The organism is Streptomyces sp. CB03238 (genome assembly GCF_002099185.1).
GTDB lineage: Bacteria > Actinomycetota > Actinomycetes > Streptomycetales > Streptomycetaceae > Streptomyces.
Genome location: NZ_NBCN01000047.1, coordinates 1 through 23,460, shown reverse-complemented (window position 1 = coordinate 23,460; position 23,460 = coordinate 1). Strand labels below are relative to the sequence as shown.

Below are 23,460 nucleotides of genomic sequence, written 5' to 3'. Positions count from 1 at the left end.
TGCGCTCCAATTCCCTACCGCGCTACGCGCGGTGGCTGGCTACGGCCGAAGGGGGCGGGTGCATCACTTCGGCCGACTGTGTAGCAGTGACGGAACACCACAACCCCCAGGTAGACGTGACGTCCAGTCAGTCACCCAACTAGCGAGCGTGCTAGCTCGCTAGCACGCTCGCTAGCACGCTCGCACCGCCGAGTACGCCCACAGAATACCCCAGAAAGACGCCCCCGAACACCCCCCAACAGGCGCACCGCAGCACGACTCTGACGATCCACCAGCCGAACCCATGACCGAATCCCAAAACCACCACACGACCGCCGCAACCCTGCTACCGTCTGGAGACGACCACCCGGCACGCTCCTGTGCATCACAACTCGCCACTGTGTAGAGCGACCGGAACAAGAGGACCCCCGGCAGGGGGTCGGGAATGGGGACCAATGAGCGCACCGCGTGAACTCCGACCGCATCAGGTAGAGGCCGTAGAGGCGGCCGTGAGCGCCCTCGACACACCGCCGAAAGGAATCCCCGCCAACGGTCTGCGCGCCTCTGTGGTGGCGGCGTGTGGCACCGGAAAGACCCTTATCGCTGCGCACTCCGCACTGCGCATCGCAAAGGGCGGCCGGATTCTCGTCATGCTGCCGACTCTCGACCTTCTGACGCAGACGGCAAGGGAATGGCGCGCGGAGGGACATGACGGTAAGTCATTGGCGGTTTGTTCTCTGGATGATGACGCCGGGCTGTATGCGGCGGGGGTGCGGACAACCACAAATCCGGTGGTGCTCGCCGAGCGGTACGGGAAAGGCCCGGTGACGATGTACGCCACGTACGCGTCACTGCCGGTTCTCACAAAGGCATTCAGCGAGGAATACGGCGGAATGATGCAGCCCTTTGACCTTGTGGTGGTCGATGAGGCGCACCGGACGTCGGGGAGCCTGGGTAAGGCGTGGGCGGCGATTCATCGTCAGTCGGAGATTCCGGCGGCGCGGCGCCTGTATTTCACGGCTACGCCTCGGATTTGGCGGGAGCGTCCGCCTCACTATGAGGTGCGGGAGGGGGCGCGGGACCCGCTGCCGGCGGAGCTGGCGTGTTCGATGGATGACCCGGAGGTGTTCGGGCCGATCGTGTACGAGCTGGGCTTGGCGGACGCCATCAGCCTGGGGTTGCTGGCCCGGTATCAGATCCTCGTCGTCGAGGTGCGGGACCCGGTGGTGACGCCTGAGCGGCTGTCCGGGCCGGAGGCGCGAGAGGAGGAGGTTCGCGGCCTGCGACTGGGGGCGCTGCAAGCGGCGTTGCTGCGGACGGCTGCCGAGCACGGCTTGCAGAAAATCATTACGTTCCACCACCGCACGGTAGAGGCGGAAGCCTTTTGTAAGGGCCTGAAAAAGAAGGCTGCCGAGTTGCACGCGTCCGACCCGGAGAAATACCCGGAGTCGGTGTGGGCGGGCTGGCTGCGTGGCGAGCACGAATCGGATCACCGGGCAACGGTGCTTTCCCAATTCGGCGGTACGGCGCACCGTGCGGTGCTTTCCAACTGCCGGGTTATGGGTGAGGGAGTGGACTGCCCGGCGGTCGATGCGGTGGCGCTTTTGGACCCCAAGGGTTCGTCGGTCGATATCGTTCAGGCGATCGGGCGGGCGCTGCGTCAGAAGCCGAACGCGGGAAAGCTCGCGTCGTTGATCGTGCCGGTTTTCCTGGGGCCGGATGAGACTCCGTCCGACATGGTCACCTCTGCGTCGTACCGGCCGCTGGTCAAGGTGCTGGAGGGTTTGCGGGCGCATGACGAGCGCGCGGTTGAAATGCTCGCTATTCCACAGGAGAACTCGCCGCGTGAGGAGGGTGAGTGGATTGGTCCGGAGCCCGAGGAGGGTGAGGAGGAATCCCGGATGCTGTTGCGGTTCTCCTCGCCGCGTGATCCGGCCGCTGTCGCTGAGCTGGTCTCGCTGCGGGTGATCGACACCGAGCGGCAGGACTGGACGCGGGGGTACTGGGCGGCGCGGCTGTGGTCGTCTCGCGAGGGGCACCTGCGGGTGCCGCTGGGCGCGGAATGGCAGGGCTACCCGCTGGGGCGGTGGATTCGCCGGCAGCGTGCCGCGTACGCGTCGGGTCAGCTCGATGGGCGGCGCGTGGCGCGGCTTGAGCGGCTGGGGATGGTGTGGGACCCGGCGGAGGCCGAGTGGCAGGACAACCTGGCTGCGGCGCGGCTGTACATGGGCCGCTACGGCACTCTGGCCGCGCCGCGCGGCGCGGTGGTGGCCGAGCCGGGCGGGGAGGCTGCGCGGGCGCTGGAGGGGCCGTCAGGGGCCACGGGACGGCCTATTGGGCAGTGGCTGTCCAACTGCCGCCGACCGGGGGCGCTGAGCCCTGAGAAGGCGGCACAGCTCGCTGAGATCGACCCGGACTGGTGCCCGGACTGGCCGATCGACTGGCAGCGCCACTACGCGGGCGTGCGGGCGCTGGTGGTGGACGGCGGCGCGGCGGTCGATGAGATCACGCCGGGGGTGACCGTGCACGGCGCGGACGTCGGCCGGTGGCTCGTACGGCAGCGCGAGACGTGGGCGGAGCTGTCGGAGGAGCAGCGTGAGCGGCTGGCCGCGCTCGGGGTCACGGCGCCCGAGCCCACGGCCGCGCCGAAGGCCAGCGGCCGGGCGGCAGCATGGGAGCGGGGCGTAGCGGCGGCCCGCGCCTACCTTGCCCGTGAGGGCACCCTGACGGGCGTCTCCCGGGCGCACGTCGAACGGGTCGTGCACGAGGACCAGGAGCACGAGGTGAAGCTGGGCGTATGGCTGGCCAACCAGCGCAGCCGCCGCGCGAGGCTGCCCGCCGATCGCGTAGCGGTACTGGCGGAACTCGGAGTGATCTAGACGGCCGGCGGGTCCCATGGAGGCGGAAGGCCCTGGTCAGCCCACTGCTGGCGGGAGATTTCCAGGGCCTTCCGCCCCTCCTCCGTGGACTGCATGTACTCGATCATCTTGCGCACAGAGGGGTTGCGGGAGGCGCGATCCTTGATCGTCTGCCATGCGACTTCTGGGCTATGCCCTGTCACCACCAGCCCAGCGAAGCCGAGTTCGCGTTCACTCTCCACACCAGGGCAACGAAGCTCTCTACCCCGTGGTTACCTCCCAGCCCACGACGGCGCATGCATCGCTTCGGCTAGCTGTGTAGTCGTGGCGGGAGATCACGGCAAAGGGAGGGCGATGGCACCGCGGGCTCTACCGGCCCCCACGGCTGCGAGGCGAGTTGCCGTGCGGCAACTTGGTCACTGGCTGCCAGGAAGACGGCATGCGGGCGGCTCAGCTTGATCATTCTCAAGTTCGTGAGGACCAACTTGGTCAGCCCTCCGCCTGGTAGCAGGCTACCGGCTTTCGAGGCGGCGGGGCCTGGTGGAGCCCTACGCTGGCGGGTACATCCCTGCTTAAGGGGGCTCACATGCCTGATGAGAACACGCAGATGACCGTTGATGGCGAGCTGTTGAGGGCGCGCCGTGAGCATGAGGGGCTGTCCCGTGCGGTCCTGGGCGGCCTGGTGGCGCGCAGTGAAGACTGGGTCAAGAAGGTAGAGCGCGGGGAGCGCACGGTTCGGTCGCTGGCGATGATCGTGCGGCTGGCCCGGGTCCTGGGCTGCCGGGACGTGGCCGAGCTGACCCGCGCGGAGGTGTCGGTGCCGATCGTGGACGGCGGCAGGGTCAGCCACCCCGGCGTGGCCGCGCTGCGGTCGGCGGTGCACGCGCCGCTGTTCGCGGCGGCCGGCACCCCCGAGGACGTCGGGGAGCTGGCGGGGCGGGTGCGGCAGGCATGGGACGTCTGGCATCGCGCCCGCGACCAGCGAACGGCGGTCGCCACGGTGCTCCCCGGTCTGATCGCGGCCGGGCACGCCACGGTGCGCGCGGCTGAGGGCGCGGAGAAGCGCCGGGCGGCGGTGATCTTGTCGGAGACGTACGCGCTCGCGCAGCAGTACGCCGCGCACATCGTGGAGCCCGAGCTGTACTGGGTGATCGTGGACCGGGCGCGGATGGCGGCCGAGCAGGCGGACGACCCGGTTGCGCTCGCGTCGGCGGCCTGGATCATGGGCAACGGGCTGCGGGTGGCCGGGCACACCGAGGAGGCCCTGCGGATGGTCGCGGACGCGGCCGACACCCTGCGCCCCCAGCTCGAAGGCGGCTCCGACCGGCTGCGCGGCACGTTCGGGTCACTGTGCTTGCACGCGGCGGTGACGGCGGCTCAGGACGGCCGGGACGGCGACGCATGGCGCTGGCACGGAGAAGCCGACCGCACGGCGGCCAACCTGGGCGCGGCGTACGCGCACCCGTGGACGATGTTCGGCACCGGCAACGTCACCGTGCACGCGGTGACCATCGGCGCGGACCTGCGCACGCCCGGGATCGCGATGCAGCAGCTCGCGGACACCGACCCGGCCGCGATCCCCTCACTGGAGCGGCGCAGCCGGCTGTTCCTGGACGCAGCCAAAGCCGAGCACATCCGCCGGGAGAAGGCCAGCGCACTCCAGTACCTGCGCCTCGCGTACGAGACGTCCCCGGAGGCGGCGCGGTACGTGCCGTCCGGGCGGGCGCTCGCGGCCGACCTGGCGCGCACCGCGACCGGTGCCCTGTCGTACACCGCCCGCCAGCTCGCCGACGATATCGGCATCGCAGCCTGACGGGGTCGCCCGTGCGAGCGACGGCTACAGGGACAGCCTGTCCCCCTCCATACGGGGGGACAGGCTGTCCCCTGACTGCTTCTCAGCCCGCCCTACGGTCGGGGCCATGGCAGAGCTGGAGTACCGCGATACCAACGAGCTGCCCGCTCATCTACGCGCGGTCTTCCTCGACCCCAACGCGCAGCGGTGGCGGGTGGCCGCGCTGGTCATCCACCGCGACCGCGATACGGGGCGGGAAACCGGGCGGGTGGCGTTCCTGCGGCGCGCGGACCCCGGCGGCGGCACGGAGTGGGAAATCTCCGTGGACGAGCTGTACGAGACGGCGGAGGTAGAGCTATGACCATGACAGCGGCGGAACGCGCGTACCGGGACGCCCGCGAGACGGACGCGCTGCGGGCCGGGGACGTCGCCGCGGCGGGCCTGCGGGAAGCCCTCGCCCGGGTCGGAGTCGTCTTCCCATCCCTACAGGCCGGGTTCCCCGTCAACGGCAACGGGCGCGTCGAACTGGGCGGCTGCAACGCCGGCACCGCCACGAAACTCGCGGAAGTCCTCAACGCGGCTGCGGACGCGCTGCCCGAGCTCCGGGCCACGAAACGGCCCGAGTAGACCCGCCTCATGCCCCGGGTCATGAGGCGCGAGCCCCTGCCGGAAGTCGGCCCGGCAGGGGCTCACCCTTGGGGCGATCCAGCCCCAAACGAAAAAGCGGCTCCCCCATGGTGGGGGAGCCGCTTTGTGCTTTCGGGGGCGACCAAAGGCCGAGCTGTGCAGCCGTCTGAACGGGTGCAACACCCGGCTAGAACAGAGCGTCGTATGGGAGCTTCTTGCCAGTCTCAGCGTCGAACGCCTTGCCAGTCGGGGAGAGACGGATGGTCCGGGAAGCCGCCCGGGAGCCTTCCTTCCAGGTGTTCCCGCCGACCGCCACCCGTACCGTCACGTCAGCGAAGTAGTCCTCGACCGGCAGCGCAATCTCGGGGTACCGAGGGAAGAGCCCGCCCTCCTTCTCGCTGACAGCGCTCTCCCCAGCCGCGTCGAGACGAAGATACTTGGCATTCAACTGACCGGGGGTCTTCACCTTCAGCACGACGCGCTTGCCGTCCTTGCTCCAACGGGCAAACACGTCTGCTGTGACCCCGTCGATGTCTACTTCCGCACCCGACCAGCCTTTGTACGCGGCGGCCTTCTCCTGGCGTTCCTGCCGCTGCTGCTCCTCCTCTGAGTGCTGCCAGACGACCCCGGTGCCGATGGCCAGAGCGGCAATCACGGCGATGTAGGGCCAGGTGCGGCGGCGCTTGGGCGGGGGCGCGGCGGGGTCCGGTGTGAGCGGTTCAGGCTCGGGCACGCTATGCCACGCCGGCTCCCCGCCGGTGTCCGTCCTCTCGTACCACTCCACTTCCTTGCCCATACGGGCGACGGTAGCGCGCAGCCGCACCGCCGCGTCAGGGGATCCGCACAGCTCCGCCACCCGGGCCCGGGTGGACAGCCACGACACCGCCTCATCGCTGTTGATGCCGTGGGCGGTGATGTCCTCCCGTTCGCCGATCGCGGCGAGCTGGGCGGCCTCGCTGCACCGGCCCTCCATCGCGGCCCGGATCACGTCCCGGTGGCGGATATCGATAACGGTCGGGGGCATGTCCCAGTCCCAGACTTCACCCTCGTCGCTGTCGTCCTCGGGCGGTGGCGGTTCCTCGTCCTGGTCGTCATCGTCGGCGGCGTCAGGCTCCGTGGGGGCCTCGGCTTCCTTCTCCAAGGTGAGAGTCTGCTGTGCTTTGCGGCGCCGCGACGACGTGTCCGTGAGCGCGGCCTCTTCCTCGCTGAGGACGGTTTCGACGAGGTCCACGTAATCGGGCCCGACCTTCCACACGGCCTGCCCCGGACTGAGGGTGGGGATGGCATCGATGGCCCACTGAGGCAGCCCCAGCAACGCGCCGACGATCGCGGCCTCTTCGGGGCCGAGCCGTCCGACGTGTGCGATCTCGCACAGCTTCGCCAAATCCTGGGCTTTACCGTCGCCTAGGTCGGAAAGGGTGTGCATCACCGCGTCCACGGAAAGGGCGGCCTTGCGGCTGTTCTTCAGCAGCCGCTGGATCAGCTCGGCGGTGGCGGGGGACAGCAGGATCTGCCACGCCTCCTCCACCACCAGGTGCCGGTGGACGGCGGTGGACTGGCGCAGCCAGACATGCTCAACCCAGCACGTCACCGCAGCCATCAGCGATGGGATCGCGGGGCTGTTGCGGTCCAGTCGGGAGAAGTCAAAGGACAAGATCGGCAGGTCGGTCGGGGGCAGGCTGGCGTCCTGGCCGTCGAACAGCCCGCGGAGGCTGCCTTCGGTGTAGCGGGACAGGGCGATGGCGGCACCCTCGCCCCAGTCAGTGAGCTTCGCTGCCGTCCACCGTCCATCCTCGGGCCGTACGAGCGCGTCCACCAGGCCGTTCAACGACGTCGCCTTGGGGTGGTTCAGAGCGTGCTGAAGTGCGTGGGTGGCCTGGGGGTTGAGCGCGGCGGGTTCGACGGCCAGGATCAGCGACCTGATGAGCTGTTCGCGGACCTCGGACGGGAACAGGCCGCTGCAAGGGTTCAGCGTGAAGCTCCCGGCCTCGATGACCCGGCCGCCCCGGGCGCGGGTGAGCGGCCCCCATTCGCCGGCGTTGTCCTCGCCGAAGCTGTCGATGACGACGTACTGGTGCTGGTTGTCGATGATCTCGCGGTGAGCGCGCACCTTGGCCGTCGTGCTCTTGCCGCTGCCGAGCCCGCCGAGCGCCAGGCTGTTGGTGGAGGGCAGCACCTTGTCTGAGGTGAGGACGGGGGAGAGGTGGAAGGGGCGGCCGTCCAGCATGGAGCGCCCGATCGGGATGCCGGGGAACACGGCGTTGGAGGCGACGAGCGGCGCCGTGATCGCGGCGTGGGTGGAGGGCAGGCGGATCACAGGATTGCCCCTTTCCTGGTGGAGGCTCCGTGCGGGGTGGTCATGACGTGGGCGCGGTGCTGCTGGCCGGTGAGCCAGTCCAGACGGATGCGGTGCCGGTCGGCGACGAGTGAGGCTTGCCAGCGCGCGTCCGTGACGGCCTCGGGGTTGTCGCCCCACACGGTCAGGTAGGCGTCGATGTCGACGAGCGTCGCGCCCTGCACCAGGGCTCCGTGGGTGGCGCCGGTGGCGATCTCGTTCGCCGCTTGCTTGATCTTGTCGGTGGTGAACGCCTCAGCGGCGGCCGACTGCCATTTCGCGGAGCGGCGGGCCTGTCCCGGCGGCATCGGCCGGTACAGCACCGCGAACGAGCGATCGGTGACGAACAGCGGGTTCTTATGGTCGGCTTTCCCGTCGCCGAGCAGCACCTTGCGCATCAGGTCGCCGTCGGTCTCGTCGGGCCATCCGGTGATCCGTGCCGTGACGGCGTACCGGCCGTCGTCCAGCCCGACCCATCCCGGGCCGCGCTCGACCACCTCGAGCACCGGCGCGGGCTCTGCGGACGTCAGTGCGCCGAGCCGGGCGAACTCGCCTTCCAGGGTGCCGATGATCCGCTCGGCGTGCCCCAGTCCCTTGGGGACGTGCACGGAGATCGTCTGCGTGTGGGCGGTGAACTCCTCCACAGCAGCGTGATGGGTGACGTGCACCTGGATACCGGCGGTGCGGGCCTGCCCGCCGGCGAACGCCAGCGCCCGCGAGAACGCGTCGTGAAACGCCATCCGGCTGTGCGGGTCCTGCATGGTGCCGTGGTCCGGGTACAGCTGCCACGTGGCCGTCGTACCCGGCTGCGCGACCATGGAGCCGGGCGCGGTGCGCTCGCGCAACCGCCGGTAGCCGACTGCTGCCCACCGGGCGATGGAGCGGTGTCCCGGCGCGACGTTGAGCAGCGCCGCAGCCGCGCCGACCGCGCCGAACGTCCAGACCGGGGGCGGGGTGATCATCGCTGACGCGAGGATGGCGCCCCCGATACCGGCGTTGATCTTCGTGAGCGTCGTCTCTACGGGGCTGAGTCCGCGCTGAAGCGCGGGGACGCGGTAGCCGGGGGTCAGGGAATACACGGGGAAGCCTCCAAGTCTGTGGCCGGGAAAGCCGTGGCCCCGGCCTCCCCTCCGCCATGGGGAGGGGGAGCGCCGGGGCCAGGAACGGCCTGTTACGGGTTGCCGGTGCCGGACCGGTTGGGTGCCGGACCCGGCGGGTTCGACGTCTGCCCGGCACGCGGGTTGGCCGACGCGGCGGGGGCGGCCGGCGACTGCGCCCGGGGGTTCGGTGCCTGGGGCGTGGCAGCGGCCCGCGCCTGCCGCCGCGCCTGGGCAACCTGTGCGGTCCGGTCCGCGCGGTCGGTCTCCTCCCGCCCCGCCTTCGCGACGGCGGACGCGGTCGTGAGCCGTCCCGGCCGCTCCGACTGCTGGACGCCGTACGCGGCGAGCAGCACCCCACGGTCCTGCCGCGCGGCGCGGCCGGGGGTGTCCACCGTGCGCGGGGTGCGCGGGGAGTTCTCCCGCTCGTACACGGTCGGCGCACCAGCACGCACGACCGCATGCGCCAGCCGGTTGTCCGTGCGGCGCTCCACCAGCGTCCGCGCGGCCCCGGCCACCTTGGGCCCGAAGTACGGGACCCCGTGAAAGACCATCCGCAGCATGATGACGTCCGCGCCGATCAGCAGCACCGCGTCCATCACCAGCGAGCCCCCGAACCCCTTCACGAGCGGGGAGATCAGCAGCAGCGCGAACGGGGCGAACATCAGCCCCAACAGGCGCTGCGCCCACAACTTGACGGCGGTCATGTCGCCCCCGCGTGCCAGCGACGCCAGCACCAGCGGCGCGAGGAACACAAACGCCACGATGCCGAGCTGGCGGGTCATGAACACCAACGCCGCGAACGCGAGGGCGACCACGAGCGCGGCAATGATGATCAGGATGGCCAACGGATTCCCGGCATCCGCCCCATCCTTCATGTCCTCGCTGATGGTGGTGAACAGAGTCGACTCGTCACTGCTGAACGCTGCCCGGAACGCCGCCGATACCGCCTTGTTCAGCAGCGTCACCGCACCCGGCACCGATGCCATACCGGCCACCGCCACGAGCGTCCACCCGGTCGAAGCGCCCAACTGCCGCAGCCGGGGCACGCCCTGCCAGGCCGTCAGGGCGCACACGACGACCACGCACGTGAAAATCGCGACCGCCAAATGCTGCCCGAGCCACATGAACGGCGCGTAGAGGGCGCTGTCCGCTTCTTGCGGTGCCCAGCCCTTTTCCGGTGCGATGAGCCCGGTGATCTTCTTGATCAGGTAGTTGGCGAGGTCCGTGACGCTTGTGACCGCGCCTTCGGTGACGCTGCCCTCTACGCCATCGGCGGGGTGGCCGCCCTCATCGGGCGGGCCGCTTCCGTCGCTGTCGCAGTAGCGCCGCGCGGGGGTGTCCCCGAGCAGATCACACGGGTCCTCTTTCTTGTCCGGCATGGGTCATCAACCCTTCGGGGCGGCGGGGGTCGGCGCATTCACGGTTCCGAAAAGGGTGTCGCCGTACAGCGCCAGGATCAGCGCGACGAAAAGCGTTCCAACCGCCATCGACCCCTTGCGCAGCGCCGTTTTCGGGTCGCTGGAGAGCTGGAGCAGCATACGAACGGCGATCACGGCGATCACGGCGGCGACCCCCTTGGTGACCAGTCCGCCACCGGTGAGACCGATGGTTTTGAAGAAGTCGGCGAAACCGGTGGACAGGTCCTGCGGTGCGGCGAGGTTGATGAGCTTGGGCATGGGTCAGATCTCCTTGCTGTTGCTGGGCTTGGGACGGGCGACGCCGTAAAGGTCGCGCATCGTGTCCATCGGTGAGTAACGGACCTGAGTGCCGGGACGGGGCGCGTCGAGAATCCATCCGTTTCCAACGTAGATGCCGACGTGGTGAATGCTCTCGGCGCTGGTGCCGTAGAACACCAAATCCCCGGGGCGCTGTTGTCCGGGCTTGACCGGTTCGGATGCAGCATATTGCTGCTCTGCCGTGCGGGGCAGGGAAATACCGGCTTTCGCGTAGGCGTAGAGCGTGAGGCCGGAGCAGTCGAATCCTTCGATTGACGCCCCGGAACTCCCGTTGGGCGAGCAGCAGATTCCCGTGCTGGGGCCGCTGGCGTTTCCGCCACCCCACGAGTAGGGCTTGCCAATCATCGCTTTCGCCGCGTTGATTGCGGTAGCGGCCTGCGTCGTGGTCGCGGTCGTCCCGCCCCCAGACGGCTGGTCGGCGAGTGCGCTTATTGCCCTAACGTAGTTTTGCGTTTCCTTGTAGGGCGGGACGCCTCCGTATTGGCGGACAGCGCCACTGCCCGCGTTGTAGGCGGCCAGCATGTTGTTCTGTTTGTTGCCGGGCACGTCTTTCACGTCATCGGCGATGGTGCACAGGTATTTCGCTGACGACGGGATGGCGTCCTCGGGGTCCCACACGTCGCGCTTGCCGTCGCCGTTGCCGTCGATTCCGTGGCTCTCCCACGTGGACGGCATGAACTGGGCGATTCCCTGCGCACCGACCGGGGATCTCGCTTTCGGGTTGAACCCGCTTTCCTGTGTGAGGAGCGCGGCGAGCAAATTGGGGCTGACTTGCGGGCAGGTGTTTCCCGCCTCTTCGATCAGCGCCCGGTATTCGGCGGGCACGCTCAGGCTGAGCGCCGCCCCCACCACCGGGTCGTTGCCGGCGCCTTGCACGAGAGCGGCCACGACCACGGCCGCGGTGGCTCCCACGCCGAGCGTGGCGACTGTAGAGGCACGCAACGGGCTTCCTCCCCCCTTCCTGGCTGTTTCAGGTGTTTGCACTGGTCAGGTCCGCCGTGCGCATCCGCCAGAGATCCGCCACGCATCCGCCGGGCATCCGCCGTAACGGCTGGCGGACGGCGGTTGGACGGGCCGCTACGGCGGATGCCTGGCGGTGCTCTGGCGGATGCCTGGCGGATGGTCCGGCGGACGCGTGCGGACGGTCAGGGGCTGGACTTGGCGGCTGCGATGAGGTCGCTCAGCCAGTAGCCCCGCACACCCTTGTCGTCCTTGCCCGGGGTGACGCTGAGCAACTTCGACAATTCCTTTCCTCGCGGCACGGGCCTGGTTTCGGTAATCCCGACAGCCGGGGCCAGCTCGGACGTGGGCATGAACTCTACGCCCTGACTCCGCATCAAGTCGATTGCCTTTTTGAGCGGAGATACTGGCGCTTGCTCAATTGCCTTCTGCTGGCGGTCGTAGACCTTATCGACTACGTCCCAGATGAAGGAATCAGCGAAGCGGAATCCCCGGATGAGAGTGGAGACGCCTTGCGCGAACAGCACGGCCTGACCCTTGATGTTCGGGTCGAGAAGTGCCGGGTTGATCGGGGCCACCGTGTCGAAATAGGTGTCGCCGAGCGCGACTTTCGCGGTTCCTTCCGATGCCACATAGAGGCACATCCGGTATTGGAACTGATCCCGGACCATAACCGGGATGGCATTCTGAGACGGACGCTGCGTCAGCATCACGGTTGTAATTCCGGACTCCAGCGACTTGGACACCAGAGCGCGCGACTTGTCCGCTACTCGCGCCACCAGTTCCTTTGACTCGTTGGTGCCGTTGTGGGTGTAGAAGTCGGCGGCCTCATCGACGATGAAGAACACCGGCCTGAACGTTGGCTGCGGCTGCCGCTTCCTTTCGGCCTCCTGCAACTCCACATACCGGCTGTCCGCCCGGTCGTTCAGCTCATCCAGCATGCTTTCGAGCACGGCCGGATTGTCAGACGCCTCATACCGGATGGCGATTTTCTCGAACTTCGTCAGTCCGCAGAATTTCCCATCAAGCAAGTACAGGTCAAACTCCCCGTACGCGATCAGAAGGCACGTGATGAGCCCGTTGACCAAAGTGGTCTTGCCCATCTGGGTCATGCCGCCGATGAGCAGCGATGCCCTTTCGAACGAGACCCCCACAAGCTGTCCGGTGACGTCGTGCCCGAGGGGAACGCCGTTGAACGCCTCGATTTCCTGCCAGGTCGGCGGAGGGAACGGGCGAGTGAACGGCGGCTCGTTGAGCAGCAGGAGTTTCACCCGGCGTTCATTGTCCCGGCTGCGTTCGATCTTCGTGTGCAGCCGGGTGACACCGAACGTGCCGGCCACATTCCCCAACTTCTTCTCGACGTCCGCGTAGGTGCGGCCCTCCGGTACAAGGAAGTCGTACAGCCTCCCGTTCTGCACCGGGGTGATCGTGACATCGTCGGCCCGTACTGTCTCGTCCTTGCCGATGGCGCGGGCCTTGACCAGCGCGGCCGTCAGCTCCGGGTGCGCGGGAACGGCTTCTGCGTCCGGCTCCGGCGCGTCCAGTGAGGCCGGGGCGGCTTCCTGCCTCAGGGCCGCTGCGGGCTGTACGTCTCCTGCCATGAGGCGCTTGACGCCCGTGCGGATCTTCCAGGCCAGGTAGCCGAGCAAGACCAGCACTCCGGCGACGAGCATTACGGTGGCCGTCCAGGACAGGCCCGTCTTCTCTTTGACGGCAGCAAGGGCCCCGGTGATGATCACGAGTCCGCCGATAGCGGCTGCGCCCTGTGCCCAGGCGTCCTGTTCCTGTTCCTGGCGCCGTTTCTTCTGCTTTCCCACACCCCCTCCTTCTTTCGATGTGAGCAGGCGAGCATATCCCGCGCGCAATTGACGAGTTGTGGATTTTTAACCGTAGTGAGCGCCTCTGACAATCGGCACCCGCTGTTGTACTCAGGCCGTGCTCACCGGGTCTGCTCCCATGGGTCTGCGGGTGCGCGAACCGCGCTCGCTCGCCAGGTCACTCACCGGGTCTGCACCGCCCCGACTGCTGTGGTGATTCCGGCAGTCGCGAAGCAGCCCAGACGACCGCCAGGTCGGCTGGGCTGCATCGGTGGTGCCGGACCACTCAGGCGCCCGCGTCCTCGGGCTCCTCCTCGTTCTCTTCCTCGGGCGTCTCGCCGGTGCCCTCCTTCGACCGCAGCGCCACCCACGCGTGGCGCACCCGCTCCTCGCTGCCGACGAAACCGGCGCGGCGGTAGGCGTCGCGGGCCTGGCGGTAGGACAGCGGCGGGTCATCGGCGTAGCGGAGGTGCCGGAGGACAACGTCCATCTGCTGATCGGTCAGAGGCTCGCCCGGCTGCGGGACGGGCACCCCGGCCACGGCCGCCAGGTCCGCGAGCGTGACGGCCTGTGCCGCCGGGTGTGCCGGTGTGCCGGGCTCCGTCCCGGCGGGCGTGCCGGTCGCGTCGGGCAGCACGTTGACCTGCGTGCCGGTGGTGTGACGGCCGATGGCGACCGTGCCGCCCGCCGTGCCGGGCAGGGCGGGCGCGGTGGGCGTCCACTTCCCCAACTCCGGCAGGCGGATGGCCGCCACCGATGCGGGCAGCGTCTTGTCCGCGACCGTTTTCGCGGTGGCCTCGGCCTGCCGGTGCAGCTCCTCGGTCATGGTCTGCTGCACCTTGAGCACGCTCTTGCGGTACGCCGTCTCCGCCTCGGCCACCCGCTTCTCAAGCTCGGTAGCCACCGCCAGCAGCTCGATGCGGTGCGCGGCCTCGGCCTCCATCCGCTCAAGCTGGTCGGCCACCTCCTGGCGCTCGTCGTCGAGAGACCGCCGGGTGTCGGCCGACGTCTTGCGCCCGAGCGACGGAAGGGCGATCCACCACGCGACCTTGGTCGCGACGATGGCGATCGGGGTGATGACCACCGCCAGGTCGAACCCATCGATCCGAGTCAGGATCAGGTCAGCTGTGGGAATCGCCGCGTTCACGAACGTCAGCGCCAGCCCCGCGTTCTGCACGCGCCGGGCGCGGGCGCGGTTGTTGCCGGCCAGGATCTCCGTCGCCTGGAACACCAGCCAGAGGGCGTCCAGCGCGGCGACGGTCGGCACCGCCCACGCCCCGAACCTCGGTTCGAGGATCTGAAAACTCACGGCCACCGACAGGATCGCCACGCCCAGCGTGACGACTCCCAGCACAGCCAGCACCGTCCCACGCGGGGACCGGCCTCCATCGAACATCTTCCTCACGACGTTCGTTCTCCTTCCTTGTGTAGAGCGGTCGGCGGTGTCAGCGGGCGAACAGGACGGCGATGATGACGATGGCCGGGCCGAACATGCCGAGCAGGTAGACGAAACGCACGGTCATTCCCTTCTGTGTGAGCGGGGCGGGGCCGGATCAGTCGGTGGCCGTGCCCGACAGGCGAGCGACCTTGGCCACGTGCGCTTCCTGCTGCTCGATGAGGCGCCGGGCCTGTTCCGCCAGGGGCAGGACGCTGTCCCACGCGTTGAAGTGGTCCCGGTCGTAGTCGCGGGCATCAGCGATGGGCCAGTCCTTGGCCTCCGGGTAGCCGGCCGCCTTCAGCGCGGCGTCCTGGCCCAATTCGGCGTAGATGTGCGTGTCGTGGACCTGTGCGATCTCCCGGGCGCGCTGGTCGAACGCGACCGCGGCGGCCTTGGTGCGGTCCTGCGCATCGATGAGGCGGGAGACGGCAGACGGCCACTCCCGGGCGGCCTCCGGAGTGCGGAGGTAGTCGTACGCCGACCCCAGGGCCTTGAGCTCGTGCTGGTAGGTCTTCCACCGGGCGGGGGCGTCCCTGATCACGGCCTTCAGGTCCGCGATGTACGCGGCCTCCTGCCACTCCTGCCGCGCCGCCCTGTACAGGTCCGCCAGGACCACACGGGCCTTCTCCCGCAGCAGGTGTTCGGCCTCGTTCTCCGACTCACTGATGTACCCGAGTTGCGGGTCATTGTGGGTGAAGGGCTGATGCGGCTCCTCCTCCCGCCCCGTGAACGGGGTGAAGGTGAAGCGCAGTCCGTAGCCACCGGGGCGCGGCTCGATCTTCGTGAGGTTCTCCGGGAAGTACGGCCGGAGGCGAGAGAAGATGTCCTCCAGCTCCGTCGCGGTGATCTGGAAGCTGTCGCCGAGCGGCATGGTGATCTCCTCGCAGATGTGGTTGTGGGGTCGGGCGGGGATGCCCGATTCCCCAGCGGCACGTGGGCCGCAGCGCCCCGGACCGGACTCGAACCGGTCGACTGCCAACGGGGCCCGCGATCTTTGCCCTTGTCTCACCTGCGCGTATGGATCACTTGTCCGCCCGTGAGGGCGGCATGGGAAAAGGTGCGTGCTGGACGCGCGGCAGGGCCTACGGCTTGTCGCAGTTGCCTGAACTTCGTCTCGCTGTGGAGTTGGAAAGGGACTGTCGCTGCCTTTCAGGCGGCCATCCGTGGATGCGCTGCTGTCCGGGCGAAGGTGGTGCTGGGGGCCGTGTCCGGCTCCCTCATCCGGCGCCGCCTCGGGGCGGTTCCGGGTGGGGGAGCCGGGTCCGAAGACCCGGCGGGGTTGGGGTCCGGGGCGGCGCCGCAGTGGCCTGCCCCCGAGCGGGGGTGCGCTTCTGCGGCAGCGCCCTGGAGCGGTTCAGCGGTTGGCGAGGTGAGCGGCGGCGGCCGACGCATTCGCAGCGGCTGCGGCCTGGGCGTCGCGGGTGCGGGCGGCTGCTTCGGCCGCGTCACGGTTGGCCTGTGCGGCGGCCTGCCGCGCGGCTTCCAACTCGGCGGCGGCGTTCTGGCCGGCGTCCATCACCGCACCCCCGTCCCCTGGCAGGTGCCGCACGGGCGCCAGGTGTCGTGGCGGGTGCCGTCCGCGCCCCACGACGTCTCCACATGGCCGCGCTGGCCGCCGCAGCCGTCGCACGGGCGCGGCTCGTACTGCGTGATCGCGCGCCGCAGCGCGCCGATACGATCCCTCACAGGACCGCCCTCCTGTCGTGATCAGGTGGGTTGGTCTCGGGCTCACGAGCGGTCTCTCACCACCGCCGTGAGCCGTCCGGGGGCCGCTCTGTACGGCTCCCCGACCCGCCCGCCCCCAGCTCCAATGGGGGCGGGCGGACCGAGCACCGCGACAGCTCAGCCGCAGATCAGCTCTCGTCGTCGGCCGACGACGCGCGGTACTGCGCGTCCAGCAGCGCCGCGGTGGCGTCCTGGACCTCGCCTCGCTCGATCGCGGCGTAGATCCCTTCGGCCTCCATGAACATCCGGTCACCGAAGGTCGGGTTGCTGGCCATGGTTCGTCTCCCATCAGGTCGTTTGTGCAGGTCGGGGTAACGCCCGCTGCCTCAACCGGCTCGCCCGGTTAATGCCTAGGCGTTATTGAGAATGCACGCCCAGCGGCGTAGTGTCAATAACGACTAGGCGATAAGGTGGCGCCGTGGGGGTACCACGCCACGACAGAGAGGAGGTGCCGGACCATGACCAGCTCCGGAGGCATCGCTGCCGACCTGCGCCATCGCATCAACACCGGAGAGCTGCCCCCAGGCAGCAAGCTCCCGACCAACGCCGAGCTGATGGCGACACACGGCGTGTCAAAGGCGACCATTACCAACGCCATCCGCGAACTCGTCGACGAGGGCCTGGTGTTCACCGCCAAGAAGGGCGGCACCCGCGTACGACACCGGGCGCCCGTGACGCTGCCGCTCAGCCGCTACCGCCGCGCACTCGCTCCCGGAGGGACGCGCGGGCCGTGGGAAACCGCCACAGCCGAGGCAGGTCTGGACGGCTACATGCAGTTGGTCCTCGTGGAGCCCGTCGAGGCGCCCGACGACCTGGCGGTGCTGCTCGAACTCGCACCTGGAGACAGCCTGATCTACCGGCTTCGGCACGCGATGATCCGCCCTGACGACACCGTCCAGCTCCAGCACGCCTGGTACCCCCGAGACATTGCTGAGGCTGCTGGCATCGACACGGCGGAGAAGATCGAGGGCGGTATCTACCGCCAGCTCGCCGCAGCGGGATACCGCCGCGCCACCGCGAGCGAGACCGTGGCCGTGCGAATGCCCACCGCCGAGGAGGCAGCCCAGCTTCGCGTCGGGGGACGCGTCTCCGTCATCACGCTCGAACGCATCACCAAGGACGCCAACGGCCGGCCCGTCGAGGTCTTGCGCGCCGTTGCCCCGGCCGACCGGCTGAAGTTCACGTACGACGATCTGCCCCTGCTACCACCGGCCTAGGAGGCATGACCATGGCTGACCGAACCGACGGGTCACAGGAAGCTGTGACCGCAGCAGAAACCGCGTACGAGGCAGCGACAAGGGACCTGCACCGGCAGGAAGTCGCCGCGCAACTCCGATCGCGTGACGGTCTGCACTACGCATCCATTGGCGACGAGCGGACCGGTCCCAATCTGGTGGCACACAACGGCGAAATCGTTGGGGAGACCTATACGACCTCGCCCGGGGTTCTCCATGACTGGTACGCGGTGCCCATGAGTGGCCGCGAGCAGGGGCCCTTCGTCTCTGCGCGTGCCGCAGCAGCCAGCCTCATCAAGTCCACCCAGCAGCCGAGCTGATCCCTGGCCGGGTCGCCGCGCCGCCACGGTCGGTGGCAACGGTCAGCGGCACGCAGACCACCCGGGTGACCAACCGCCCCACTCACGGGGCGTAAGGTCACCTGCACCAAACGTAAAACCCGCCGTTGGTAAATCCCCGGGGCTCTGACCTCCCGGGACGGCGGGTGACCGCTAGGTCTCCGGTGAGTGTACCCACGGGTGCACCCAACACGCGGATCATCGCGCGGGGACCGGAAAGGATGGCCGGATTGTCCGGCAAGCAGCACCCGACGACCCTCGAAGAGCAGCAGCCCGTTGAGCTGCACCCGCCTGTCGATGATGACGGGTGGTACGCATCCCAAGTACGCGACTGGGTGTCCGTATCCCCGGAGCTGAGCGATGCGGCGATCCGCCTCTACCTGATCTTGCGCGCGCTGGTGATCGACAAGCGCGGACCGGTGCGCAAGCTCACTTTGTGGGAACTGTGCCACCTGATGCCCGGCCCGGGGGAGACGCGGAAGCCGTCCAGCGTGTCGCGCATTCGCAACCTCCTGAGAGAGCTGACCCGGATCGGCCTGGTGACCACCCCGGAGGGCCTCCCGCTCACCACGTCATCCCGAGCGCTGGCCGCCGGCAGGGGTCTGCGGATCCGCATCAACCTCACGCCGCGCAAGCCCTACACGGGTCCCCGAAACGTGTTCGAAGCCCTTGACGACATCCGCGACGCGGCGGCGGAGTCGGCCCGCAAGGCGCGAGCGCGAGAGCTGGAACTGGCAGCCCAGAAGCGGGCAAAGCGGTCACAGGAGAAGGCGGGTCAGAATTCTGACCCGGGGGGAGCGGGTCAGAATTCTGACCCGTTGGGTCAGAATTCTGACCCGTTGGGTCAGAATTCTGACCCGCATCCGGGGGCTGACCTGCAAGATCGCGAACCCCCGCTCAGTCTTTCCGCTCAGTCTTTCCGCTCAGGGCAGCACCCCCTTTCCGTCCGTCCGTCCGTGCAGGTAGATGAAGGGTGCGCGCACGAAACGGAGGGACGGACGGACGGCGGGGAGGGCGAGCACCAGGACCAGGACGTCACCCCGGCTGCGGGCTCCGTGGTGGAACCGGCGGCGGCTGGCGCCGCGCCGGACAACAGCGGCAGCAACGGGGGGGAGGGTGCCCGGCCGGGACCGGTGCCCGTCGATCCGTCTCCGGGGGTGCTGGTGTTGCGGGCGATCGGGGCGGAGTTCCCGGAGTGGAGCATCAACCACGCCGAGTCGCTGCGGGATCAGGGCCGGTTCGCCACGGGCATGCTGGAGTCCGGGTTCACCCCTCAGGAGATCCGTCACGCGCTGGTCTCCCGGCCGTTGCCGCAGCCGATGACCCACACGGTCGCCGCGGTGGTCGGGCGGCGGCTCAAGGACCTGCTGGCCACCGGGCCGGCCGGAGACGTGCCGCTCATCCCCGCGCAGACCGGCCGCCCCCAGCACAACGCGGCCGACGACGCGCCCTCGGTGGCGCTGCCGGACTCGTACGCCGAAACCCAGGCCCGACTCGCTGCTGAGGTTGCCGGGCACGGCAAGCTGCGCCCCTGTCAGGGAGATGACGGGCTGTGCGATCAGCTCGCCGTCTCCGGATCCGACCTGTGCGGCAAGTGCCTGAACGGCGGCGTAAAGCCGCTGTGCGTGGACGGCTGCGGCCGGAAGGTCGTGGCCCCCGGGGCGCGGTGCATCCCGTGCGCCGATCTCGATACGCCCAGCGCCGATATCGGCGACTGCCCGGGGTGGGACGGCAAGCCGTGCGGGCGGGCGGTGGTCACGGCAGGTCTGTGCCGCCACTGCAAGTTCGAGTCCGAGAAGGCCAAGCACGCTGCTGACGAGGAGTGGGAAGCCGCGCGGGCTGCGGCCGTTGAGGCTGCACAGGCGGCCGAGCCCACAGAGGTAGGTGCACCGTTCTAGGGGCCAGGATGCCGCTGTGAGCGCCTGCGGGCCGCTCCCGCGTCTCCCGCGTCGCGCGGGGGCGGGATCGGCCCGTAGATCGCCGCACAGCCGTTCGGTGCAGTCCGGTCTGCTCGAGTTCAGCAGGCCACCACACCCGCCCGCCCAACACACGTACAGGAGAAGACTCGTGGGCATCCTCGGCGACAGCCTGAACCGGGCAGTGGAGCGCGCGTTTACCCGCCCCATCCCGAAGTCCGCGCCCGCCCAAATGCGTTACCTGGTCCGGCACGAGAAGGGCACCCGCGCGGTCGCCCAGCTCCTCGGCGTGAGTCAGCGCACCGTGGAGCGCTACGTCCGGGGCCAGATCGTCCGGCCGCGCCCGGAGCTCGCCGAGCGCCTGGCCGACGCTGTGCGGCAGCGGTGGCAGCCGCGCGTACGCGAGCGAGCGAAGAACCAGGCTGCCACCACCGGCGGCATCATCATCGAAACCCGCGCCCGGTTCGGTTACACCGCCGCACCCGGCACGACCGACGACGCCCGGATGCGCCTGTTGACTCAGGCTTTGCCACCGGAGTTCGCGCGACGGCTATTTGACGCCCAGAAAGCCGGTGCGACCGAACAGCAATTGCGGAATATCGCGGCGGAGGGACTCCAAGAGATCTATTTCAAAGACGGCGGCCGACGCGCACAGGGCTTGCAAGTCGAATTCACGGATATCGACTACGTGGAATTCGACCTGTAGGGAGACGTTCCGCCGGGCAGGGTCGTGTGCAGCTCGTGCCGGTATGGAGTGTGCGGGTCAGGCCCGGTGCCCAGATGCGCTCTGGGGGCAGTACCACCGGGCCGCTCCGCGCCCCGCGCCGCGCCGCCTCGTTGGGCGGGGGAGACTGCGGGGGTGAGTGCTGCACACCGCCGGGTGCTGGGACCTGGCCCCGACTCCCCCGAGCCACCCCCGCGTGACCCGCGCGCCCGAACCGTGGCAGAGCGCGCCGCCGATGGCGACTGGATCCCCGAGCCACCGCCCCCACCCGCACGGCCAGGGCCTGGGCGGCGGCGCCCGCTCGGACTGGGGCCGGCCGACCCCGGCACACCCTCGGCCCCCGGCACGTAACGCGGCCCAACACGCAGAGTCCCGGAGCCTGTAACTCACAGACTCCGGGACTCTGTACGCGGTCGGTCCGGCCCCGTGCGTCCTACTCGGTGCGGTCCTGCTGCTCCCGTGTGAGGTCACGTTCCAGCGCGGCCAGCTCCTCACGCATCTGCTGGCACAGGGCAAGCGCCCGGACAGGGTCGGTGGCACCCAACCGCTTCAACCTGTTCACGCTGAGCTTGACCGGCTCCAGGCGCGGCGGTTGCGCGGCGGCCTCGGCCGCGGGCCCCAACTCGACCCTGTAGCCGAGTGTTATGGCAGCGGCGAGTAGGCCGCGCTTAGTCAGGTCGCCTGCCGATTCGGCCGCTTTCCAACACTCGCGTACGGCTTCGTCGCCGTACTGGCGTTGCACCGACACCAGAGGCCGGAGCGGGTCCTCTTTGAGCTGTCGGCGTGTGATCGGCGCCAGGGCGCGGACCACGGGGCCGACGCGGATCACCTTGTTCATGTAGTCGCCGCTGCGGCCGTAGAGCGCCCTGCCCCAGGCATCGAACGTGGCGTAGCCGGCCAGCCGGTACAGATCCTCGTCGCGGACGATCCGGTACGGCTCACCGACCCACAACAGGTACTGCTGGGCAATCCGTTCGGTGGCCTGCTCCGTCTGCCGCTCGGCGTCCAGGATCGCGCCCTGGCAGTACGCCAGTCGCTCGGCGGGATCGGTGGAAGTGGGCGGAACGAAGAACGTCACCTCCGCGACCGGAGACGGGCTTGGAAGACGGCCCGTCTTTTCTTCACTCTGACGAGAACCGTTGACCTGGGAAGACGGCGAGGAACTGGAAGACGGACGGGGCTGGACGGTTTGCTTGGGCGGCTCGACTTCGGTGCCGACCTTCGTCGCTGCGAGCTGTTCGGCGATGCTCGTACGACCGCCGGCCATCACGCCTCAACCTCCACAGCCTGGGCCTGCTCACCGATCTCAACGACACGTTCATCCGCGCCGCGCAAACCGTGTTCGAGCGCGAAACGGTAGAAGTCCTCCCGGGCCTGAAGCTCGACGCGGTTGTTGTTGTACTGAGTGACCACCCGCTTCGCGTGGGTGTGGACGCGGTAGCGGCGGATCACCGTCTGTGCGACCGGGTAGCCCCGCTCCGCACACCACGCCCGGGTGCCGTCCACGTACGCCTGCCCCTCGGCCGGCGGCCAGTTGTTGAGGACCACCTGGAACGGGATGCCGCGCGGCTTGACCACCCATTCGATCGTTTGCCACGTCGGCTCGTAGCAGTCCTGCTCGGTCAGCATCGGCACGATCACGTCGTCCGCCTGCTCCAGCAGCGCCCGCAAGATCTTCCCGTACAGGTCATCACCCAGCGGGTCACGCCCAGTCTTCGGGTTGATCTCCGCCCAACCCGGCGTGTCCACGAAGATGTGCGCGTACGGCAGCGACTTCAGGTGCCCGATGTTCTCCACGTCCTCGGAGATGTCCAGGACGTCGAACGGCAGCTCCGTCAGTCGCGCCGCCCGCCACAACGACGTTCCCTGAGGGTCGGCGGACGCGACCGCCACATACGGCCTGCCGTCCGGCCGGGCGCCCCGCACATCGGCGCACACCGCCCCCATGTTGAGCGAGATCAAGCTCTTGCCCACGCCACCCTTGCGGTTCAGCACCACATGGACCTTGGCCACGCTTCCTCCGTTCGCTTCGCCACCCCACGGTGGCTACTTCGGGTTTGAGCGACAGTCTCCCAGCCACACCCCCGCAGCGGGCGGGTACGCCGCGCCCCGCAGCCACAGCCGAGAGCCACCACCGCGAGCCGCACGGGGGCAGCACCCCCCCGTGCGGCCACAGACGCAGCGCTGCTGCCCCTCCGCGCCGTCACTGGCGGACCCGGAGGGAATACCGCGCGGGCCCGGTCGCGCGCTCACGACCGGGCCCGAAGTGCTCTTTTACACCTATATTCTCTCCGCCATTCGAGAAAAGCAACCGCGAAAGTGGCGGTTAAAGCGGGGCCATTTCCCCATTCTTGGGAGCCGCTTGTTCCGGTCGCTCTACACAGCTTCGGGTATTGATGTGCGATGCGGTCGGAGTTCACGCGGTGCGCTCCTGGTTCCCCTTTCCCGACCCCCTGCCCCGGGGGTCCTCTTGTTCCGGTCGCTCTACACAGTGCCGAGTTGTGATGCATGGGAGCATGCCGGGTGGTCGTCTTCAGACGGTAGCAGGGTTGGGGTAGTCGTGTGGATGGTTTTGGGATCCGGTCATGGGTTCGGGTGGTGACCCGTCAGGAATGCGCAGGTGAGCGTTTGTTGGGGGTGTGCGGGATGGCTTTCCGTGGGTATGCTGTGGGTGCTGGTCGCCGGTCAGTGGGGTACTGGGGTCACTGACCCTGCTGACTGCTCGGGGGCGGGTGGCAGGCTTCTGACCAGGGGAGCATGAGGTTTCGTCAGTTCTACACAGTCGGCCGAAGTGATGCACCTGCCCCCTTCGGCCGTAGCCATCCACCGCGCGTAGCGCGGTAGGGAATTGGAGCGCAGCGGAAATTCCCGCTCCTTTCG

At 68.9% G+C, this 23,460-nt stretch carries 21 protein-coding genes; 8 read left to right on the top strand and 13 right to left on the bottom strand.

Features of this window, described 5'->3' with window-relative positions; translation table 11 throughout:
* Positions 1 to 434 precede the first annotated feature (434 nt).
* The 4 genes from BKD26_RS38320 to BKD26_RS38305 all read left to right on the top strand — a co-directional run bounded on the left by BKD26_RS38320 (position 435) and on the right by BKD26_RS38305 (position 5,256).
* Positions 435 to 2,858, top strand: coding sequence for a DEAD/DEAH box helicase (locus BKD26_RS38320; RefSeq protein ID WP_084907822.1), 2,424 nt, complete (start codon positions 435 to 437; stop codon positions 2,856 to 2,858).
* 565 nt (positions 2,859 to 3,423) lie between these two features.
* Positions 3,424 to 4,650: a helix-turn-helix transcriptional regulator gene (locus BKD26_RS38315; RefSeq protein WP_241519046.1), complete on the top strand. Its 1,227-nt coding sequence runs from the start codon at positions 3,424 to 3,426 to the stop codon at positions 4,648 to 4,650.
* Between the two features lie 106 nt (positions 4,651 to 4,756).
* Entirely contained in the window at positions 4,757 to 4,990 is a 234-nt protein-coding gene (locus BKD26_RS38310) for a hypothetical protein (protein WP_084907818.1), read from the top strand.
* Entirely contained in the window at positions 4,987 to 5,256 is a 270-nt protein-coding gene (locus tag BKD26_RS38305; RefSeq protein ID WP_084907816.1) for a hypothetical protein, read from the top strand. The genes BKD26_RS38310 and BKD26_RS38305 overlap by 4 nt, the downstream gene beginning before the upstream one ends.
* A 187-nt stretch (positions 5,257 to 5,443) precedes the next feature.
* Here BKD26_RS38305 and BKD26_RS38300 read toward each other — a convergent pair whose 3' ends face one another.
* The 11 genes from BKD26_RS38300 to BKD26_RS40760 all read right to left on the bottom strand — a co-directional run bounded on the left by BKD26_RS38300 (position 5,444) and on the right by BKD26_RS40760 (position 16,642).
* Positions 5,444 to 7,573 carry a hypothetical protein gene (locus tag BKD26_RS38300; protein ID WP_084907814.1) on the bottom strand — a complete coding sequence of 710 codons (2,130 nt, stop codon included), beginning with the start codon at positions 7,571 to 7,573 and terminating at the stop codon, positions 5,444 to 5,446.
* Positions 7,570 to 8,670, bottom strand: coding sequence for a hypothetical protein (locus BKD26_RS38295; protein ID WP_084907812.1), 1,101 nt, complete (start codon positions 8,668 to 8,670; stop codon positions 7,570 to 7,572). The genes BKD26_RS38300 and BKD26_RS38295 overlap by 4 nt, the downstream gene beginning before the upstream one ends.
* A gap of 92 nt (positions 8,671 to 8,762) precedes the next feature.
* Complete coding sequence (locus BKD26_RS38290) at positions 8,763 to 10,070, bottom strand: hypothetical protein (protein WP_084907810.1); 1,308 nt, start codon at positions 10,068 to 10,070, stop codon at positions 8,763 to 8,765.
* Positions 10,071 to 10,076: 6 nt separating this feature from the next.
* On the bottom strand, positions 10,077 to 10,367 hold the full coding sequence (locus BKD26_RS38285; RefSeq protein ID WP_084907800.1) for a hypothetical protein: 291 nt from the start codon (positions 10,365 to 10,367) through the stop codon (positions 10,077 to 10,079).
* A gap of 3 nt (positions 10,368 to 10,370) precedes the next feature.
* Positions 10,371 to 11,339 carry a bifunctional lytic transglycosylase/C40 family peptidase gene (locus BKD26_RS38280; protein ID WP_241519045.1) on the bottom strand — a complete coding sequence of 323 codons (969 nt, stop codon included), beginning with the start codon at positions 11,337 to 11,339 and terminating at the stop codon, positions 10,371 to 10,373.
* 233 nt (positions 11,340 to 11,572) lie between these two features.
* A complete protein-coding gene (locus BKD26_RS38275; RefSeq protein WP_084907796.1) occupies positions 11,573 to 13,204 on the bottom strand; it encodes an FtsK/SpoIIIE domain-containing protein in 1,632 nt (543 codons plus the stop codon).
* Between the two features lie 286 nt (positions 13,205 to 13,490).
* Positions 13,491 to 14,600: a hypothetical protein gene (locus BKD26_RS38270; RefSeq protein ID WP_241519047.1), complete on the bottom strand. Its 1,110-nt coding sequence runs from the start codon at positions 14,598 to 14,600 to the stop codon at positions 13,491 to 13,493.
* Between the two features lie 157 nt (positions 14,601 to 14,757).
* A complete protein-coding gene (locus tag BKD26_RS38265; RefSeq protein WP_084907792.1) occupies positions 14,758 to 15,513 on the bottom strand; it encodes a hypothetical protein in 756 nt (251 codons plus the stop codon).
* 483 nt (positions 15,514 to 15,996) lie between these two features.
* On the bottom strand, positions 15,997 to 16,158 hold the full coding sequence (locus BKD26_RS40770) for a hypothetical protein (RefSeq protein WP_179166871.1): 162 nt from the start codon (positions 16,156 to 16,158) through the stop codon (positions 15,997 to 15,999).
* Positions 16,158 to 16,328, bottom strand: coding sequence for a hypothetical protein (locus BKD26_RS40765; protein WP_179166870.1), 171 nt, complete (start codon positions 16,326 to 16,328; stop codon positions 16,158 to 16,160). The genes BKD26_RS40770 and BKD26_RS40765 overlap by 1 nt, the downstream gene beginning before the upstream one ends.
* Before the next feature lie 167 nt (positions 16,329 to 16,495).
* Entirely contained in the window at positions 16,496 to 16,642 is a 147-nt protein-coding gene (locus BKD26_RS40760) for a hypothetical protein (protein ID WP_179166869.1), read from the bottom strand.
* A 183-nt stretch (positions 16,643 to 16,825) separates the two neighbouring features.
* Between BKD26_RS40760 and BKD26_RS38260 the strand changes: the two genes are divergently transcribed.
* From BKD26_RS38260 to BKD26_RS38245, 4 genes are all read left to right on the top strand, one after another.
* The gene (locus tag BKD26_RS38260; RefSeq protein ID WP_084907790.1) at positions 16,826 to 17,584 is read left to right on the top strand and encodes a GntR family transcriptional regulator; all 759 of its coding nucleotides are present in this window, start codon (positions 16,826 to 16,828) and stop codon (positions 17,582 to 17,584) included.
* An 11-nt stretch (positions 17,585 to 17,595) separates the two neighbouring features.
* The gene (locus BKD26_RS38255; RefSeq protein ID WP_143662793.1) at positions 17,596 to 17,922 is read left to right on the top strand and encodes a hypothetical protein; all 327 of its coding nucleotides are present in this window, start codon (positions 17,596 to 17,598) and stop codon (positions 17,920 to 17,922) included.
* Between the two features lie 248 nt (positions 17,923 to 18,170).
* The gene (locus tag BKD26_RS38250; protein WP_084907787.1) at positions 18,171 to 19,838 is read left to right on the top strand and encodes a hypothetical protein; all 1,668 of its coding nucleotides are present in this window, start codon (positions 18,171 to 18,173) and stop codon (positions 19,836 to 19,838) included.
* 169 nt (positions 19,839 to 20,007) lie between these two features.
* Positions 20,008 to 20,562, top strand: coding sequence for a helix-turn-helix transcriptional regulator (locus BKD26_RS38245; protein WP_084907785.1), 555 nt, complete (start codon positions 20,008 to 20,010; stop codon positions 20,560 to 20,562).
* Positions 20,563 to 21,013: 451 nt separating this feature from the next.
* On the opposite strand, the gene BKD26_RS38235 is transcribed toward BKD26_RS38245, so the two are convergent.
* Positions 21,014 to 21,850 carry a hypothetical protein gene (locus tag BKD26_RS38235; RefSeq protein WP_143662792.1) on the bottom strand — a complete coding sequence of 279 codons (837 nt, stop codon included), beginning with the start codon at positions 21,848 to 21,850 and terminating at the stop codon, positions 21,014 to 21,016.
* Positions 21,847 to 22,593, bottom strand: a complete 747-nt coding sequence (locus BKD26_RS38230; protein ID WP_084907780.1) for a ParA family protein — start codon at positions 22,591 to 22,593, stop codon at positions 21,847 to 21,849. The genes BKD26_RS38235 and BKD26_RS38230 overlap by 4 nt, the downstream gene beginning before the upstream one ends.
* Between the last annotated feature and the right edge of the window lie 867 nt (positions 22,594 to 23,460).